The organism is Pseudoalteromonas sp. SCSIO_11900 (genome assembly GCF_000576475.1).
GTDB lineage: Bacteria > Pseudomonadota > Gammaproteobacteria > Enterobacterales > Alteromonadaceae > Pseudoalteromonas > Pseudoalteromonas tetraodonis.
Genome location: NZ_KK070023.1, coordinates 1,965,036 through 1,980,951 on the forward strand (window position 1 = coordinate 1,965,036; position 15,916 = coordinate 1,980,951).

At 39.9% G+C, this 15,916-nt stretch carries 20 protein-coding genes; 9 read left to right on the forward strand and 11 right to left on the reverse strand.

Translation table 11 applies throughout. The features are described 5' to 3' along the window. The first annotated feature begins 265 nt into the window (after positions 1-265). Positions 266-1,150 carry a peptidylprolyl isomerase gene (locus BG00_RS09075; RefSeq protein WP_036982023.1) on the forward strand — a complete coding sequence of 295 codons (885 nt, stop codon included), beginning with the start codon at positions 266-268 and terminating at the stop codon, positions 1,148-1,150. 40 nt (positions 1,151-1,190) lie between these two features. On the opposite strand, the gene queF is transcribed toward BG00_RS09075, so the two are convergent. Beyond that, positions 1,191-2,036 carry an NADPH-dependent 7-cyano-7-deazaguanine reductase QueF gene (gene queF / locus BG00_RS09080; protein ID WP_036982025.1) on the reverse strand — a complete coding sequence of 282 codons (846 nt, stop codon included), beginning with the start codon at positions 2,034-2,036 and terminating at the stop codon, positions 1,191-1,193. 59 nt (positions 2,037-2,095) lie between these two features. Between queF and syd the strand changes: the two genes are divergently transcribed. Further along, positions 2,096-2,635, forward strand: coding sequence for a SecY-interacting protein (gene syd, locus BG00_RS09085; protein ID WP_013465370.1), 540 nt, complete (start codon positions 2,096-2,098; stop codon positions 2,633-2,635). 56 nt (positions 2,636-2,691) lie between these two features. Here the strand turns inward: syd and BG00_RS09090 are convergent, their stop codons facing one another. The 3 genes from BG00_RS09090 to BG00_RS09100 all read right to left on the reverse strand — a co-directional run bounded on the left by BG00_RS09090 (position 2,692) and on the right by BG00_RS09100 (position 4,079). Continuing rightward, positions 2,692-3,465 (reverse strand): Zn-ribbon-containing protein, encoded by a 774-nt coding sequence (locus tag BG00_RS09090; RefSeq protein ID WP_036982026.1) that lies wholly within the window; start codon positions 3,463-3,465, stop codon positions 2,692-2,694. Between the two features lie 13 nt (positions 3,466-3,478). Next, complete coding sequence (locus BG00_RS09095; protein WP_036982027.1) at positions 3,479-3,745, reverse strand: hypothetical protein; 267 nt, start codon at positions 3,743-3,745, stop codon at positions 3,479-3,481. A 97-nt stretch (positions 3,746-3,842) separates the two neighbouring features. Beyond that, complete coding sequence (locus BG00_RS09100) at positions 3,843-4,079, reverse strand: DUF2789 domain-containing protein (RefSeq protein ID WP_013465367.1); 237 nt, start codon at positions 4,077-4,079, stop codon at positions 3,843-3,845. A 294-nt stretch (positions 4,080-4,373) separates the two neighbouring features. Between BG00_RS09100 and BG00_RS09105 the strand changes: the two genes are divergently transcribed. From BG00_RS09105 to BG00_RS17770, 3 genes are all read left to right on the forward strand, one after another. Then, positions 4,374-5,024 carry a GNAT family N-acetyltransferase gene (locus BG00_RS09105; protein WP_036982028.1) on the forward strand — a complete coding sequence of 217 codons (651 nt, stop codon included), beginning with the start codon at positions 4,374-4,376 and terminating at the stop codon, positions 5,022-5,024. Positions 5,025-5,344: 320 nt separating this feature from the next. After that, positions 5,345-6,814 carry an anti-phage dCTP deaminase gene (locus BG00_RS09110; protein WP_036982029.1) on the forward strand — a complete coding sequence of 490 codons (1,470 nt, stop codon included), beginning with the start codon at positions 5,345-5,347 and terminating at the stop codon, positions 6,812-6,814. After that, positions 6,807-6,959 carry a hypothetical protein gene (locus BG00_RS17770; RefSeq protein ID WP_190276262.1) on the forward strand — a complete coding sequence of 51 codons (153 nt, stop codon included), beginning with the start codon at positions 6,807-6,809 and terminating at the stop codon, positions 6,957-6,959. Before BG00_RS09110 ends, BG00_RS17770 begins: the two co-directional genes overlap by 8 nt. A gap of 943 nt (positions 6,960-7,902) precedes the next feature. Here the strand turns inward: BG00_RS17770 and BG00_RS09115 are convergent. Both BG00_RS09115 and BG00_RS09120 read right to left on the reverse strand, forming a co-directional pair. After that, positions 7,903-8,202, reverse strand: coding sequence for a DUF3301 domain-containing protein (locus tag BG00_RS09115; protein WP_013465365.1), 300 nt, complete (start codon positions 8,200-8,202; stop codon positions 7,903-7,905). Continuing rightward, positions 8,203-9,231: a DUF3549 family protein gene (locus BG00_RS09120; RefSeq protein WP_036982032.1), complete on the reverse strand. Its 1,029-nt coding sequence runs from the start codon at positions 9,229-9,231 to the stop codon at positions 8,203-8,205. It abuts the gene before it with no gap. A 103-nt stretch (positions 9,232-9,334) separates the two neighbouring features. Here BG00_RS09120 and BG00_RS09125 point away from each other — a divergent pair, with 103 nt between their 5' ends. From BG00_RS09125 to BG00_RS09140, 4 genes are all read left to right on the forward strand, one after another. Then, complete coding sequence (locus tag BG00_RS09125) at positions 9,335-9,655, forward strand: YqcC family protein (RefSeq protein ID WP_036982034.1); 321 nt, start codon at positions 9,335-9,337, stop codon at positions 9,653-9,655. Beyond that, positions 9,648-10,412: a tRNA pseudouridine(65) synthase TruC gene (truC, locus tag BG00_RS09130; protein WP_036982041.1), complete on the forward strand. Its 765-nt coding sequence runs from the start codon at positions 9,648-9,650 to the stop codon at positions 10,410-10,412. The genes BG00_RS09125 and truC overlap by 8 nt, the downstream gene beginning before the upstream one ends. Next, positions 10,413-10,862, forward strand: coding sequence for a flavodoxin (locus BG00_RS09135; RefSeq protein WP_036982043.1), 450 nt, complete (start codon positions 10,413-10,415; stop codon positions 10,860-10,862). A 184-nt stretch (positions 10,863-11,046) separates the two neighbouring features. Next, positions 11,047-12,120 carry a phosphotransferase enzyme family protein gene (locus BG00_RS09140; RefSeq protein ID WP_036982045.1) on the forward strand — a complete coding sequence of 358 codons (1,074 nt, stop codon included), beginning with the start codon at positions 11,047-11,049 and terminating at the stop codon, positions 12,118-12,120. Between the two features lie 105 nt (positions 12,121-12,225). Here the strand turns inward: BG00_RS09140 and BG00_RS09145 are convergent, their stop codons facing one another. The 5 genes from BG00_RS09145 to BG00_RS09165 all read right to left on the reverse strand — a co-directional run bounded on the left by BG00_RS09145 (position 12,226) and on the right by BG00_RS09165 (position 15,888). Next, positions 12,226-12,465 (reverse strand): RNA recognition motif domain-containing protein, encoded by a 240-nt coding sequence (locus BG00_RS09145; RefSeq protein ID WP_008109433.1) that lies wholly within the window; start codon positions 12,463-12,465, stop codon positions 12,226-12,228. A gap of 138 nt (positions 12,466-12,603) precedes the next feature. Then, a complete protein-coding gene (gene lipA, locus BG00_RS09150; RefSeq protein WP_013465357.1) occupies positions 12,604-13,569 on the reverse strand; it encodes a lipoyl synthase in 966 nt (321 codons plus the stop codon). Next, a complete protein-coding gene (gene lipB, locus BG00_RS09155) occupies positions 13,566-14,219 on the reverse strand; it encodes a lipoyl(octanoyl) transferase LipB (RefSeq protein ID WP_016898951.1) in 654 nt (217 codons plus the stop codon). The genes lipA and lipB overlap by 4 nt, the downstream gene beginning before the upstream one ends. A gap of 19 nt (positions 14,220-14,238) precedes the next feature. Continuing rightward, positions 14,239-14,517, reverse strand: coding sequence for a DUF493 family protein YbeD (ybeD, locus tag BG00_RS09160; protein WP_016898950.1), 279 nt, complete (start codon positions 14,515-14,517; stop codon positions 14,239-14,241). Positions 14,518-14,727: 210 nt separating this feature from the next. Continuing rightward, positions 14,728-15,888, reverse strand: a complete 1,161-nt coding sequence (locus BG00_RS09165) for a serine hydrolase (protein ID WP_036983423.1) — start codon at positions 15,886-15,888, stop codon at positions 14,728-14,730. Positions 15,889-15,916 lie beyond the last annotated feature (28 nt).

The window sequence follows — 15,916 nt, forward strand, 5'->3', positions numbered from 1 at the left end:
TTTGTTCAAACTAGGGGCGGTTTAATCGCGGCGCGAGGTTTGTAACCTAGTGGGCTAAGTAAAAACCGAGTAACAAAGAGTAAATTGCCCCTAGGCAGAACCCGAAGGGCAGCGCCTGTTTGGCATTGATGCTGCGTTATCGCCTATTTATGGGGAATAACCACACCACATAGGCTCTGCCTTGCCTAAATACCAAACAGGCTGTTGCAAATTTAACCTTGAAAGGTCAACAGACCCTAATAGATAACTATAAAAAAGGAAAGGTATGAAAAAGTGTGTAGTGACCCTTTTAGTGTCGGCTTTGTTAGGTGGATGTGCCCAGCAGACTACTCAATCACCAGCCTCGTCGGCTAAAATGCTAACAAGCAGTGAGATTATTGCGGCGGCTAAAGATGATGAATGGCGATGGGTCGAATCAGAGAATATTCTAAAGTTAACCCTGCCCACAGGCGCTGCATATATTGAGCTTAACCCCAAACTTGCGCCTAAACACACTGCGAATATTAAAAAACTGGCAAGACAAGGCTTTTATCAAGGTACTCACATTTACCGTTTTGTTGAAGGGTTTGTAGCTCAAGGTGGCGATAGTACGGGTAAAAAGTTAGCCAAAACTAAAGATAACACGGTGCCAGCGGAATTTTATTTAACCACCACTGAGCCACTTTCAATAACCGAGATGGGCAGTGATGGTTATGCACCCGTAACGGGGTTTTTAGGTGGTTTTGCGGTTGCACAAAACCAAGCGCATACACAAACGTGGCAAGTCCATTGTCATGGCATATTTGCAATGGCGCGCGATAACGATATAAACAGTGCCAGCAGTGAGTTTTTTGTCACCATAGGTCAAGGGCCGCGTTATTTAGACAAAAATATTACCGTGTTTGGTCGGGTGCTTAAAGGCATGGCACATTTTCATCAGCTAGCGCGAACGCCAACTGAGAATACCGAGTTTAACCCCATTACTGATCTACAAGTATTAGCGGATGTAGCAGACGATAGCAGCCAATTTAAAGTAATGAAAACAGACTCTGATTCATTCAAACAATTAATTATTGCTCGGGGTAACCGCAGCGAGGAATGGTTTGCGTACAGCCATAATTATATTGATGTGTGTGGCATGTCGGTGCCAACTAAGCAACTTAATGACTAAAAAAGGAGCCTGAGGCTCCTTTTTTAAGGTAACGTGACACTTATTGACGGTTTATTTTTACCGAAAATGGGGTTTCGTTATAATGTGTTGAGCGATATGGGTTTATATCAAGCCCACCACGGCGCGTATAACGCGCGTATACTTCAAGTTCTTTAATATTGAGTTGAGTGGTTAAGTCGCTATAAATACGCTCCACACATTGCTCATGAAATTCATTATGGGTTCTAAATGAAATTAAATAGCGTAATAAGGACTCACGACAAACTTGCTCACCAGTATAGCGAATAATAATACTCGCCCAATCTGGTTGTGAAGTAATTAAACAGTTAGACTTAAGCAAGTGGCTATGCAAAGTTTCGGTGACTATTTTATTGCTTTGTGATTTAAGTGAATGGGCATCAATATGGTAGTTATCTATCTCAATATCTAACTCATCTATACACTCACCTGGAAGCGGTGTGCAAGGAATACAATTGTAGTCATCAGCGCTGTATAAGGTTACCTTTACAGGGCTGTTTACCGCATTGGATAAGTCGTCAATTAAATGTTGTTTAACAATTTCAATACTCCCAAAACGGCTTTGATTAAAGCTGTTTAAATAAAGCTTAAACGACTTTGATTCAATAATATGACTACTTTGACATTCGAAAGTAAACAATGCCACCGCAACTTGAGGCTTACCTTTAGTATTTAACCAAGACAGTTCGTAACCTGTCCATATGTCTTGGCCTTTAAATGGCAGCGCAGTTTCATCAATACTCAATGAATCACGATTAAGCTTGCGAGCAATAGGAAAAAGCAAGCTGGGCGTGTATTGATCGACATACTCAGTAGATTGACCAAGTACGCTGCCTTTAAGATCGGGAGAATTGCTGTAATCTGTCATGTTTGCTCTTAAATAGTTACAATGGGGGCATTATATATAAATTAAATGAGTTTCACAGTATGTCTGTTGCAATGCAATTAGCTCAACTTCACGAAAAATTTAGCCAACAAACGATTACTAATACACAAAAGCGCCCATTAATCGTCCACGATGAGCAATGGCCAAGCCCATGTGAAATAGGTAGCGCCGATGAACATGGTATGATCCAATGGCAAGCGATAGTTAGAGAGCCTTCAGGTTCATTAACCGATCTCGCTAACGCATTGGAGCTTGAGTTTCCAGAGGCGTTGAGTCAATTTTATGGTCATATGTTTGCTGGCAGTGTTGTAGCCAATATTGACGGACATCAAGTGGAATTATTACAAGCATGGAATGAAGATGATTTTGACCTACTGCAACAAAATATCACCGGTCATGTTTTAATGAAACGTAAACTCAAACAAGCGCCAAGTGTATTTATTGGGTTAACCGACCAAGACGATTTGCTTGTTACCGTATTAGTAGAAACAGGTGAGGTGTGCCTAGAGTATGTAGGTAAAAAGCCACATCATGTACTTGCCAAAAACCTCAGTGAATTTATAGCATCGTTGACAGTATAATTATAAGGTAGTTTTAAGGTGTGATGTTTTTAGACATAGCACCTTAAGTGTGGGATTTATTGAAAATCCCACGAAATATTAGAGACTATACCACACGGTTCACACCTAAAATCAAACAAGCCAAACCAAGGCTCGGGTAATTTCCATTCACCATGGCAACTCGGGCACTTACGCTCAAGTTCAGAGGCTTTATCACCCCCCCCTACACGGTATAAATAATAGTAAACAGGCTTTTTAGTTAAAAAACTAATCCGTTTAGTTATATCTTTACCACGGCGGTATAAATCACTTTGGGTGCTGGCTATTTCTTCAAGCGCTGGAAATTCACAGCGTGTTGCACCATTAATTTGAATTTGATCGCACGCTTGCCAATCTTCTTGCCATTTAATTAGTGTTTTATAGTCACCATTAGCAATCGCAGGAATATTAAATAGTGGCACGGGTAAAAAGTCATCGCCACAATACAGTGGGCTACATGTATGCACATAGGTGGTATATAAAATATAGCTTGATGGCTCTTTACAGCCATCGGCACCATTGGAGTGAATATCTTGGCCGATGACCTTTACTTTGGGAGCAAGCAAACCAGCGCCATGAAGCTTTTCAACACTGTGTTTAACAAACGCACTGTTATTAAGTGGGTGCATGGCGTCTTCGGTCGGGCACATTACACGAGTAATAAAATAGCCATCTTTTAACACCGTTGGAAATTCCTCTCCAATGATTTGGCCATTAAAGCGTAATGCATTCACTAAGCGGTTTATTGCCTGCTCGGCTTGCTCTAGGGTTGTGTCTTGGTAGCAATCAAATGTTAAATCAACAACAAACATTTATAGTCTCAAATTATTTTTGCTCTAGCAAAGCAAGTAATCGATCAAGTTTTTGCTCAATTCTATCTAACTGAGTGTTTTTAGGATCTGAGTTACTTGTTTGCTCGGGTGTTTTCATTAAATTATAAATTGAATCGGGATTATTTTTATATTGACTCACTGCCGCAATAATAACCGGCATAGGAAGTGGTTTTACTAAACGGCTTTTAGTTAGTGCAACAGTGGGGACTTTGCCTTCATCAAGAAGGACTTTAATAGCTTCAAATACAGCAGCATTCATTCGATTTATAACTCTTTAATAAAGTAAGCTCGCAACATGGAAGTTGCGAGCAGGTATGGTAACAATAAAGTGGCTCAGACACATTAAAATGTGCGATTTAATTATTTTGACGAAGGCGAGAGTCGAGTTCGTCAATTACCTCACTCCAATCGCCATCAACCGCCAGCGATTCAGCAATAAAGTGTTGTTGGGCTTCATCCCAAAAGGGAGCATCTTGCAATAATGTGGTATCCGAAATGGCATGCGATGCTATAAATGCATCTATTTCTGCTTCTGTATTAGGTAACCCTAATTGTGCGAACAATGTATTTATGTCGTGCTTAGTCGTATCCATAATCGTGCTCCTTAATGAATTAATACTTAATACTTATTAACTCTAGAGGGGAATGATATATCTAGCCAGTTTAACCCTTACTGAATTTACGCTTTATTTACTCAGTAGTAAGTCGCTAAAGCATGATCTGACTCAATGCAGTGGATGAGCGTACTAACTAAAATGTAAATTCGCTTATTTGTCCCACTTAGGTCTATAGTTATATGAGCATTTGGTCATCGTTGTAGTTCAAAATTAATCCCAAACAAGTTACGCGGCGTAATGACAAAGGTATAAAATAATAAAGGAAATAAAATGACAGCCACAGCAGAATCCACAGACACGTTTAGCGTGCAACATATTGCACCAGAAGATATCAGTACCGCTGCAAGCCTTATATATCAGGCCTACCAAAATGACCCTATTTTACAAACTTTGCTAGGGTATAACGAAAAAAGCCCTCTGGACTATGAAAAAAAACTCCGTGCGCTCATTCGCGAAGAGCTCAGTAGCTTTTGGCAAGAAAAACAGCCTTTAATTGGCCTTTACCGTAACGATAAGTTAAAAGCAGTTGCTTGTGTATTTGAGTCAAGTAGCCAACTTCAAGCAGAGCGTTATTGGCATTGGCGATTAAAGTTGATGTTAAGTGCCGGTTATTTGCAAACGAATCAATTAATTGAAAAAGAAAAAACTATTCGTGATGCACTAAAGCCGCAAGGCAATTACTACTTTTTAGCGTTTATAGCCGTTGACCCACATTTTCATGGTCAAGGGTTTGGCCGCCAATTACTTAAAGGCTTAGATGGTTTATTACATAATAATCCTGAGTCCTCTGGTATAGCGGTATTTGTGACTCGTGACGAACATACGCAATTTTTTAAATCACAAGGCTTTGAGCACTTTAAGCAGCTCACATTTAACCGAGTTAAAGGTGAATTGCTATTTAAAACCGCGATACCTGAATAGGGATTGGAATGTAGATATCATTCCTGTGTTTTTAACCAGTCGAAATGAGAATCTCATTCAGTAGGGGATAAGTTTATTGGCTCCTATAGGAGCTGGTTTAAAAGCTCTTTCATTCGAAGTGAAAAATGTTACTAGTAACTTCATTATGGTTGATGCTCTCAAATTAGGTTATATTATCATAAAAATTAATATCGCTAGCTGAATTAGAAAACTTGCTTGAGCTGGAAGAGTTAGTATGCCAGAGCATCGTAAACTTGGCGGAAGCTGATTTAGGCAGCTTCCGCCAAGTTTTAGCGTCGTTAAAATAATAAGGATATAAGATGCAAATTGAGAATTTTTCAAACAATTGTGAAATAGTTATCGGGTTAGTTGCACCTGTAGGTGTTAATTTAGATGATGTGCATAATCGCTTCGTTTCATATTTCAATCAATTTAGATATGAAGTTAATTATATTCACCTTTCTCAAGTTGCAAAAGAGTTTCAAGGGACTGCCACAGGTCCTTATACTGAGCAAAGTCGCCTAGACACTGCTATGAATATAGGTAATATACTAAGACAATCTAGTGAGCGTGGAGATTTATTTGCGCTGTTAGCAATAAATGAAATCAATAAAAAGCGTTTGGGTGATACACCTGAACCTTTATCCAGACATGTTCATATTATTAGGTCACTTAAGCACCCTGATGAAGTTGAAACTTTGAGGCAAGTCTATGGGCCTGGTTTTATCCTATTAGGTATATCCTCAAGTATAGAAAGTCGGAAACGCTACTTAAAAGATGAAAAAGGAGTTCCTGAAGAAGAGCTTGAAAGGTTAATTGAAAGGGACGATAAAGAGTCTGACTCGTTTGGTCAAAGTACAAGGGATGTGTTTCAAATAGCTGATGCATTTGTGACGTCGGATGATGCAGACTCATTATCCACACAAATAGGCAGAACACTCGACTTGTTATATTCCAAACCAGTTGTCCCGCCAACAGCTGATGAATACGCGATGTTTATGGCATATGCAGCATCTCTTCGCTCTGCCGATTTATCTAGACAAGTAGGAGCTGTTTTAACTAATCAAGAGTCAGATATCCTAGCTACAGGGGCTAATGACGTGCCCAAATCAGGTGGTGGCCTTTACTGGCCTGTTGAGGGTGAAGATAAAAGAGATTATAAATTAGGTAAAGATTCTAACGAAGAGCAAAAAAATAAAATAATATTAAATATTATGAAGAAATTTAGTAATTCAGAAGAGACCACCGACGATGAGTTATTAAAGGAAGGTAAAAAGAAGCTTAAAGATACAGGATTATTAGACATTACTGAGTATGGACGAGCTGTTCATGCTGAGATGGAGGCTCTTTTATCTTCAGCAAGAAATGGAATTTCGACTAGAGGTACTAATTTATATACAACAACCTATCCTTGTCATAACTGTGCTAAACACATTGTTGCTTCTGGAGTGAAAAGAGTTTTATACATAGAACCTTACCCAAAGAGTTTTGCCACTATACTACACAATGATTCAATCAACGCTGAAGGTTGTCCAAGTGAATCTGAAAAAGTTCTGTTTGAACCATTTGTCGGTATAGGACCAAGAAGATTCGTTGATTTATTTTCAATGAATTTAAGCAGTGGTAGAAAGTTAAAACGTAAAGAAAATGGTCGGTTAAAAGAGTGGAATCGAAGAGAGTCTGAATTGCGAGTTCCTATGACTCCCTTGTCTTATTTGGATGCAGAGGTTATGTTAATAGAGCAGCTTGATGAAATTAAAAAATCAGCAAAGGAAAATACAAATGACTAGCACAGATAAAAATATAATAAGAGCAAAACAAGTCGTTGATAGTTGGCCTACATGGAAGAAAAACATTCAGCTAACAAAGTATAAATCTGCTTCGAAAGAAAACTCTCAAGCTTCTCAAAAACAACCACAGCTCCGATATGGATAACTTTTAATTAAATATTATCGGCATTTGTTTTGCCGCTAACTAATCAAAGTTTTTCAGATATGTTTGGAAGCATGAGAAACTATATTGGTTTTGTGAAGATGTAATCATTTTTTATAAATCTAGCTCCCAAGTTAACATTGTTGATAAAGAACAGTTACTGCCTGATATATTGTTTGGTTCGTGTGTTTTAAAGATAAAGGGAATTACAGTTTTGTTAGAGATTTAGAAGAATTAAGGCCAACCTCACACAGGAAAATGATTCAACTAGTCTTACCGAAACTAAACTTGTAGCTTTTTAGTATGAGCCAATGGAATTTAAAAGTAAGCAATGGGTAAATTCTAGCTTTTACCTATCGAGTGATAGATATCTCATGTGTAAACAAACATTCCAAATAGGGCGTACCGGCGTGAGATATATCTTACATTAGCGTGCGCCTTGTCACTTTAATCAATGTTTTTATCCGTCTTTTATTTTTAACTCACTGTTATTTATTAATATTTCACTTTTCAATTTTATGACGGCAAATTTATTTTCTTTTTCCTACTATGATACCAAGCCGTTTGCTTTAAACTTTACTTTGTCAAGACGACATAGCCCAATGATTGAGCTACTGCCACGGATAAGGAATAAGTAGTTACTAGCATGAAGCACAAAGGACAAGTTAACACGGATGCAGGGATGAAACAGGAAGTACACTGAGGACTAAAATAGCTGGGAGCTATTTAAAGGACACCAAGGATGATGCGATAGGATATTGCAGGAGCGTTAGTTTACGCAGGACGGCCAAGGCGGCAAGTGGATATTGAAGGATGCAATGGAGAGTAAACACGTTAGTTTGCTCGTTCAGAGGATGATAAACAGGGAACAGGTAAAGGATACCTTACAGGATGTTGGCAATTGGGGCGTAACTGAGGTTACGCCTTAGTTTTTTGTGCTAAGAAATTATATTCTATGTGGTGGCACAACCACACTTTTTAGTTTTTCATCTTCCATGATTAATACCCCTTGGTAGGCGTTTTCACCGTCACTTGAAAACTCAAAAATAAATTCGCTTTTCATGCCCGGTTTACCACTTTTTAAAATGCCAAATCGACGCTTGTTGCAAGCTACACTCATAAGTTGCACTTGCAATTGCTCGCTTTGGCGTTTGGCATGAACGTTCGCTGCTTCGGCTATTTTACGATTTAGCCAAAAAAAATAAATTACAGCACCAATAAGTATGAACGTCCATAAACTAGCCATTTAAGAGAATAACCTTCCAATTGCGCGAGCTAATGTCTCGCTTCTGTTTTCTTCACGTAATAAAGCTAATAAGTGAGGGCGAATAGTCGCAATTGCAACTAAATCTGCAAAAACGCTAGGAAATAATTCAGCTATTTCCTCATGATGCGCGCATTTATCCATAAAAACATGTAAACGCTGTGGCTGTTCTAACTGTTTAAAGCAGCGACCAGCAATGGTCAACAAAATATCAGAATCCTGCCCTAAAGGTGAGTTAAGCGCGCAATCAACAAGCTGTGCACTCAGCCCAGTAGCTTGCCCTGATGATATTGCACGCAGCGCGGCAGAGGCCGCAACAACATCATTATTACTAAGGGCGGTTTGCCCATAACTTAACAATAACTCACTTAACGAGGGCGGTATTTCGATATGTTCAAGCATTGCACTTAATGGCTGTAATACTTCAACTGGTAATTTAGGCCACGCTGCTTGTAAGTGCTTTAAGTTATCAGCACTATGAAGACGATAAGCAAAATCGGCAATGCCTTGTAACGCGACATTTTGCCAATTATCAAAGCCAATTTGGCCACTAAAGTAGAGTTGGGTGTGCTCGTAGTATTGCGACGCTGGTTGCTTTAGTAAAACTTTAACTTGTGCATTAAACGCCGCTAATTTATTTGCGTTCGGAGTAAATACATAAGGGTTGTTATCGAGTGTGCCATCGGCTTGCTCGCCGGTAATTTCTGTTCCTAGTGCCTGAATAACCATATCTGCAAAGTGATCACGGCTCGCGCTTACTAACTTACTTTGCTCATCAAGTGGGAATTTTAAAAACCACACATAAGGTTCTTTACTGGCTTTGCTATCCCAAAACTGAATAGCTAACCATGCATGACCTGCTAATGGGTAAGGGTAAGGAATTTGCGCTTGTTCAACGGCTAAAAATTGTTGTTTATCAAGCTTGGTAATGTGCCTGCCAATATCAAAAGCACGCCATTGAGTGCCTGCACCATCTAAAAGCTGGCCTAACGTAGCTATATGTTCACTCATGGATTTCCAACTGTTTTTACTACAAAATTACCTTAATTATACGCCATAGCGACTGTTGTGGGAACAGGGTATAATTGCATAATACACAAACCAAAGGGTGATTATGTACCAGCAAACCCACATATATTTACAGCAATTAGCAGCGCTACTTAAAAAGCATCAACTGTGGCAGGTTGAGCCGCTGAATCCCGATTTATTAGATTCTAGCGTACCGTTTTGTCACGATACACTGGCATTTGAACAATGGTTGCAGTTTGTATTTATTGAAAAGTTACAGCGGCTAATTGACAACAAGCAGCCGTTACCGCGCAATTTTGCAGTCGCCCCGATGGCGCAAATGACACTCACTGATAAATCAGGCAGCGAAGACATTATCGCTTTACTGACCCAATTAGACTCATTGCTAGGAGAGTCAGATGAGTGAGCGCCTAGAGCCTATTGAATACGGCGAACTGTCGATTCTTTATCAAGATGAAAATTATGTAGCAATAGATAAACCCTCTGGGTTACTTGTTCATCGCTCATTTTTAGATAAACATGAAACTCAATTTGCAATGCAAATGCTGCGCGATCAAATAGGGCAACATGTGTTTCCGGTTCACCGTCTTGATAGGCCTACTTCGGGTGTATTACTGTTTGCATTAAGCTCAGAGGCGGCGCGTGATATGAATCAATTATTTATTGAGGGCACAATAACAAAACGTTATTTAGCGTTGGTACGCGGGTTTGCGCCTGAATCTGTTTTTTTAGATAAACCGTTAAAAGAAGAACTCGACAAAATAGCCGATAAGTTTGCTGATCAAGACAAAGCCGCGCAAGAAGCACAAACCCAATTTAATTGTTTGCATCAAGCTGCGCTGCCTATCCCAATAGGAAAATACCCAACGGTTCGTTATTCTTTGGTAGAGTGTTTTCCTAAAACGGGTCGCAAACATCAAATACGTCGGCATTTAAAGCACTTGTCTTTGCCTATTATTGGTGATGTAAATCATGGCGATAACCAGCATAATCAGTTTTTTAGGGAGCATTTTTCGCTTCGCCGTCTAATGTTGTTTGCATCAGAGCTTAGCTTTGTGCACCCTTATAGTAATAAACCCATAACAATTAAAGCGCCGCTGGGTGACGCAATGTTAAACATTTGCAAACAGCTGGGTTGGCCAGAACAAGAAGAGGATTATTAAATGGCACATATTAGTATTTTTGTTGGCAGCGTGTATGGCGGTGCAGAGCGATTAAGTGAGCAAGTTAGCGACACGCTAGATCAAGCTGGCCATCAGGTTAGTGTCTTCGAGCAGCCTACTTTAGATGATATAAAAAATGCTTCGCATATTTTAATTATTACCTCGACCACTGGGCAAGGCGATATTCCTGATAATTTAGCCGATCTTTATCATCAATTAAATAGTACTTTTCCAATGCTAACAGGCAAGCCTTTTGGCATTGTAGCCATGGGTGACAGAAGCTACGGTGATACGTTTTGCGCAGCAGGGCGCAGCTTTGATGAACTATTACGTGACTTACAAGCTAAACCTGTTGGTAACCGACTCGAAATCGATGCCTGTGAAGACTTTGAGCCTTGGCCTGTCGCCGAGCCTTGGTTACAAACTTGGCTTGGTAAATTACCCTCTTAAATGCGCAGACTCAAGATGAAAAAACATAAACTGAGTTTGATTGTGCTTGCGGGCGGGCAAAAGAGCCTTGGTTTGGGGTTACCTATAAATCAGAACTGACAAGTATTGCGGCTACTTTGTGCGCATTGCGTCAAGCGTAGCTATTGAATTATTGTCGCCTTGGGCGAAAAGGATGAAGTAGAAAATGAATTCAATTCCTATAGAAGTTTACTTATCTGAGAATTTTGGCCTTGACGATAAGCATGCGAGTATAAAACCCATCGGTAGTGGTCATATCAATACTACCATGTTATTGAGTACACCTAAGCGGTCATTGGTTGTACAAAAGCTTAATACGGTGGTGTTTCCAAAACCACAGTTACTTGTTGATAATGCAAGATTAATAGAACAACACTTAAGCAAAAAGCAGCAAGTAGGTGAGTTCAACTTAGCAATTGTGCGGCATGTAGCGACAACTCAGCATGACTATTTAGTAAATAATAATGACAATACTTGGCGAGCCCTTGAGTTTATTGGTGGCAGTTACAGCGAAGATGTGGTTAATACTGTTAGCCAAGCGCAAACCGCGGCTAATGCCTTTGGCCAATTTGCTGCAGCATTAGAGGACTTTGACGCTAACAAATTACATGCGGTTATCCCTAACTTTCATAATTTAGCCATGCGTGCAGAGGTTTTTAAGCAAGTTATTAACACCGATCCTCATAAACGTGTAGCTCATTGTCAGGAGGAGGTTGATTTTTGCTTGTCGCAGTTCTCACTCATTGATGAGCTCAATAGCCTTGAAGGAAAAGTACCTATTCGCGTGTGTCATAACGATACTAAAATAAACAACATGCTATTTTGTTCAGATTCAAATGATGCAAAAGCGGTGATTGATTTAGACACCTGTATGCCAGGTTATTGGCTTAATGACTTTGGCGATATGGTCAGAACATTTTGCTCTGCAGAGCAAGAAGACTCAACAGCGCTTGATAAAGTAGGTGTTCGTGAAGACATTTTTGCAGCCATTGTTAAAGGTTATGTTGAACCATTAAAATCAATATTAACGGCCGCGGAAAAACAAAGCTTTTGGTTAGGTGCTAAAGTGATGCCTTTTATGATTGGCTTACGCTTTTTAACCGACTATATAGACGGCGATAATTACTTTAGTGTTAAACATGAGAGACACAATTTAGATCGCGCAAAAAATCAATTTGCGTTGTACAGGGATATAGTAAGTAAGCAGCAGGTATTAAAGGCGATGTTAACTAAGATATAAGCCCAATCGGTTATATTGCTCAAAGTGCTAAAGTTAAGCTTTGAGCAATATAAAGCGAGGTTAAACGCTAAAAATACGTATAAACTTCTAACCCCTCAATCGTTATTAAGCATCGGCTAGTTTTACGCGGATTTTGCTTTTATCAACGGTTGTTTGATTAAGGGCTTTAATTGCGCCTTTAACTTCAATGTCGTTTGGCATTTCTACAAAAGCAAAACCTTTTGATTGGCCAGTTTCTTTATCGAGTACTAAGTTACAGGTGGTCACTTTACCGTGCGCTGTAAATAAAGTACGAAGCTCATGCTCAGTGGTAGCACGAGATAAGTTGCGAACTAATAGTTTCATAATGAACCTAATTAAGGGTATCAGCGGTAATTATCTCAAGTAACCCCGCTTTAGCCTAACTTTATTTTACATTTGCTGAAAATAACGCCCAAAAACAAAAAAAGCTGCTCGTTGGCAGCTTTTTGTTTATCAGCAGGCTTATTTTACTTCTTTACCCGCTGCTTGTTGATCTGCGTGATAGCTTGAGCGTACAAACGGGCCAGAAGCCGCGTGTGTAAAGCCAATTTCATCAGCATACTCTTTTAGTGCATCAAACTCAGCAGGCGGCACGTAGCGTTTTACTGGTAAGTGATGCTTAGAAGGTTGTAGGTATTGGCCTACGGTTAGCATATCAACGTTATGCTCACGTAAATCACGCAGTACTTCTTCAATTTCGCTAATTTCTTCACCTAAACCAACCATTAACCCCGATTTAGTTTTAACCTCAGGGTGTGCTTCTTTAAAGCGGCGTAATAATTCAAGTGACCACTTGTAATCAGCACCTGGACGCGCCAATTTGTACAAACGTGGTGCTGTTTCTAGATTGTGGTTAAATACATCTGGCGGCGTTTCAATTAATATTTCCAACGCTCTGTCCATACGACCACGAAAATCAGGGACTAATATCTCAATGGTGATTTCTGGATTGTGCTTGCGAATTTCACGGATACAATCGGCAAAGTGCTGAGCGCCACCGTCACGTAAATCATCACGGTCTACCGAAGTGATCACTACGTAGCTTAGCTTCATGTCTTTAATGGTCAGTGCAAGCTTTTCAGGCTCTGCTGCATCGGGCTTTAATGGACGGCCATGTGCTACATCACAGAATGGGCAACGACGTGTACAAATAGCCCCTAAAATCATAAAGGTCGCCGTACCGTGGTTAAAACATTCTGATAAGTTAGGGCACGAGGCTTCTTCACATACAGAGTGAAGGCCATGCTTACGCATTGCTTGTTTTATGCCGTCAATCCGCTCGGTTGACTTAGGTAAGCGGATTTTAAGCCACTCTGGCTTACGGAGCATTTCGGTTTTTTCTGTTGGTAAAACTTTAACGGGGATCAACGCCATTTTTTCTGCGTCGCGTAGTTTTACACCTGGTTCCATTTTGACTGGTTTATTCATTCGTTTTCAAACCCTTCAGTATGCTTAACCTGTGTTGCATTAAGCTTTTTGATCATGTGTTTTACCAGCCCTTGACCTGCAGCTTCAAGGTTTTGAGGGCCATTTAATTCTTTAGTTTGCACCATATTCATGCCCGCATAACCACAAGGGTTAATGCGTAAAAATGGACTTAGGTCCATGTTAACATTTAATGCTAAGCCATGAAATGAGCAGCCACGACGAACTCTTAGGCCTAAAGAGGCAATTTTGCTGTCGTTCACGTAAACACCGGGTGCATCGGCTTTTGCGTATGCATCAATACCGTACTCAGCAAGGGATTCAATAATACATTCCTCAAGCCATGTTACTAGCTCTCGTACGCCAATCTTTAAACGACGTAAGTTAAATAATACATACATCATTTGCTGACCTGGGCCGTGGTAAGTTACTTGTCCGCCACGATCCACTTTAATCACTTCAATATCACCTGGGGCGAGCAAGTGCTCATCTTTACCGGCTTGGCCTTGGGTAAATACACTTTCGTGCTCTACCAGCCAAATTTCATCTGGGGTATTTTCATCACGGGTGTCGGTAAAGTCTTGCATTTTTTGCCAAATCGGCATGTAACGCTGACGACCCAGTTGGCGTACGATTAGGGTGTTTTCGCTCACAACAAATCTCAACTATGGATTAAAGCATATGGCGTACGTCATCGATGTTGCTGATCACGTTGTAAATTTCTTCAATGTGTTTGCCGCTTGTTACAGTAGCTACTAGCGTTACAGACTCGTAATTACCTTTACTGCTTGGTTTTACTTTTGGCGCATAATCACCTGGAGCAATAGGTTGTAATTTAGCTAAAATTTGATCAGTTAAGTTTACATTAGCTAGACCCATAATTTTAAATGTAAATGGGCAAGGGTACTCTAAGTACTCATCAAATTTAGTGTCTTTAACAGGTTCAACCACGACGGGAACTCCTCAAACAAAAAGTGTTGGCTTTGCTAAAACGCGAAGCTTAAAACTGACAGGCTAATGGCAATCTTGAAATGATGCTATTGTTGACCCAAGCCAATGATAGTCATTCAATACGATTGGTATATATGGGGCGCATTCTAGCACTTTTCAAGCAAAAAAAAACGCCTCACAGTGGAGGCGTTCATATTACTTTACTCGCAATTACATAATCTGTAAGCGTAAGTAGTCATATATTTTACTAAAGAAGCTACCTTCTTGTATTTCTTCAAGTGTAACTAGCGGATATTGTGCAATATCTTCGCCTTCAAGCTGTAAAAATAAAGTACCTACTTTAGTGCCTTTGGCTAAAGGTGCCTCAAGGGTATCGTCTAGCTCAAAGTTTGCTTTAAGGTTTTTATGCTGACCACGAGGAATAGTAATAGGTGTATCTTCTAAAATTCCTAAAGAAACATTCTCTTTATTACCCATCCAAACACGTTGCTCAGCAAAGCTGTCGCCGGCTTTATACGGGGTAATTGTTTCAAAAAAGCGAAAACCGTAGTTTAGTAGTTTTTTGCTTTCTACTTTACGCGCGCGCTCACTTGAGGTGCCCATTACAACGGCAATTAAACGCATGTCGTTTTTTGTTGCAGAGGTGACTAAGCTGTAACCGGCATCAGATGTGTGACCCGTTTTAATACCATCTACATCTAGGCTTTCATCCCACAACAAAGAGTTGCGGTTATATTGCTTTATGCCATTGAAGGTAAAAGACTTTTGTTTATATAGAGCGTATTCATCAGGCACATCTCTGATAAGTGCAGCCCCTAATGTTGCCATGTCGCGTGGCGTTGTATAATGCGCATCAGTATCAAGGCCATGGCTATTAACAAAATGCGTATTAGTCATGCCTATTTTTTCGGCGTGAGCATTCATTAAATCTGCAAACGCGCTTTCGCTACCAGCAATATGCTCTGCCATAGCAACACATGCATCATTTCCTGATTGAATAATAATGCCATGGTTAAGATCATCGACACTAATTTGTTTACCGACTTCAATAAACATTTTTGATGATTCAGGGAAGTTTTTTGCCCACGCTTTTTCACTAACAGTAACCATATCGGTGGGCGCAATATTACCAGCATTAATTTCGGTACCAATTACATAACTGGTCATCATTTTAGTTAAGCTGGCCGGTGCGAGTTTGGTATCAGCCTCGCCTTGTGCAATGACTTTACCTGTGGTGAAGTCCACCAAAAAGTAACCTTTTGCATTAACTTGAGGAGGCGCTGGAATAATTTGAGCGGTGGCTGAAAATACGGCGGCAGAACAGACTAAGCCGCAAACACCAGTAAGAATTTTATGTTTAATAGATTTCATCATACTCATTAATGGTTAAAGTTAAAAA

Bases quoted from the DNA above. Each gene is read 5' to 3' on its own strand.
- BG00_RS09075 (WP_036982023.1), top strand. From the start codon at position 266: ATGAAAAAGTGTGTAGTGACCCTTTTAGTGTCGGCTTTGTTAGGTGGA.
- queF (WP_036982025.1), bottom strand. From the start codon at position 2,036: ATGACAGATTACAGCAATTCTCCCGATCTTAAAGGCAGCGTACTTGGT.
- syd (WP_013465370.1), top strand. From the start codon at position 2,096: ATGTCTGTTGCAATGCAATTAGCTCAACTTCACGAAAAATTTAGCCAA.
- BG00_RS09090 (WP_036982026.1), bottom strand. From the start codon at position 3,465: ATGTTTGTTGTTGATTTAACATTTGATTGCTACCAAGACACAACCCTA.
- BG00_RS09095 (WP_036982027.1), bottom strand. From the start codon at position 3,745: ATGAATGCTGCTGTATTTGAAGCTATTAAAGTCCTTCTTGATGAAGGC.
- BG00_RS09100 (WP_013465367.1), bottom strand. From the start codon at position 4,079: ATGGATACGACTAAGCACGACATAAATACATTGTTCGCACAATTAGGG.
- BG00_RS09105 (WP_036982028.1), top strand. From the start codon at position 4,374: ATGACAGCCACAGCAGAATCCACAGACACGTTTAGCGTGCAACATATT.
- BG00_RS09110 (WP_036982029.1), top strand. From the start codon at position 5,345: ATGCAAATTGAGAATTTTTCAAACAATTGTGAAATAGTTATCGGGTTA.
- BG00_RS17770 (WP_190276262.1), top strand. From the start codon at position 6,807: ATGACTAGCACAGATAAAAATATAATAAGAGCAAAACAAGTCGTTGAT.
- BG00_RS09115 (WP_013465365.1), bottom strand. From the start codon at position 8,202: ATGGCTAGTTTATGGACGTTCATACTTATTGGTGCTGTAATTTATTTT.
- BG00_RS09120 (WP_036982032.1), bottom strand. From the start codon at position 9,231: ATGAGTGAACATATAGCTACGTTAGGCCAGCTTTTAGATGGTGCAGGC.
- BG00_RS09125 (WP_036982034.1), top strand. From the start codon at position 9,335: ATGTACCAGCAAACCCACATATATTTACAGCAATTAGCAGCGCTACTT.
- truC (WP_036982041.1), top strand. From the start codon at position 9,648: ATGAGTGAGCGCCTAGAGCCTATTGAATACGGCGAACTGTCGATTCTT.
- BG00_RS09135 (WP_036982043.1), top strand. From the start codon at position 10,413: ATGGCACATATTAGTATTTTTGTTGGCAGCGTGTATGGCGGTGCAGAG.
- BG00_RS09140 (WP_036982045.1), top strand. From the start codon at position 11,047: ATGAATTCAATTCCTATAGAAGTTTACTTATCTGAGAATTTTGGCCTT.
- BG00_RS09145 (WP_008109433.1), bottom strand. From the start codon at position 12,465: ATGAAACTATTAGTTCGCAACTTATCTCGTGCTACCACTGAGCATGAG.
- lipA (WP_013465357.1), bottom strand. From the start codon at position 13,569: ATGAATAAACCAGTCAAAATGGAACCAGGTGTAAAACTACGCGACGCA.
- BG00_RS09165 (WP_036983423.1), bottom strand. From the start codon at position 15,888: ATGAAATCTATTAAACATAAAATTCTTACTGGTGTTTGCGGCTTAGTC.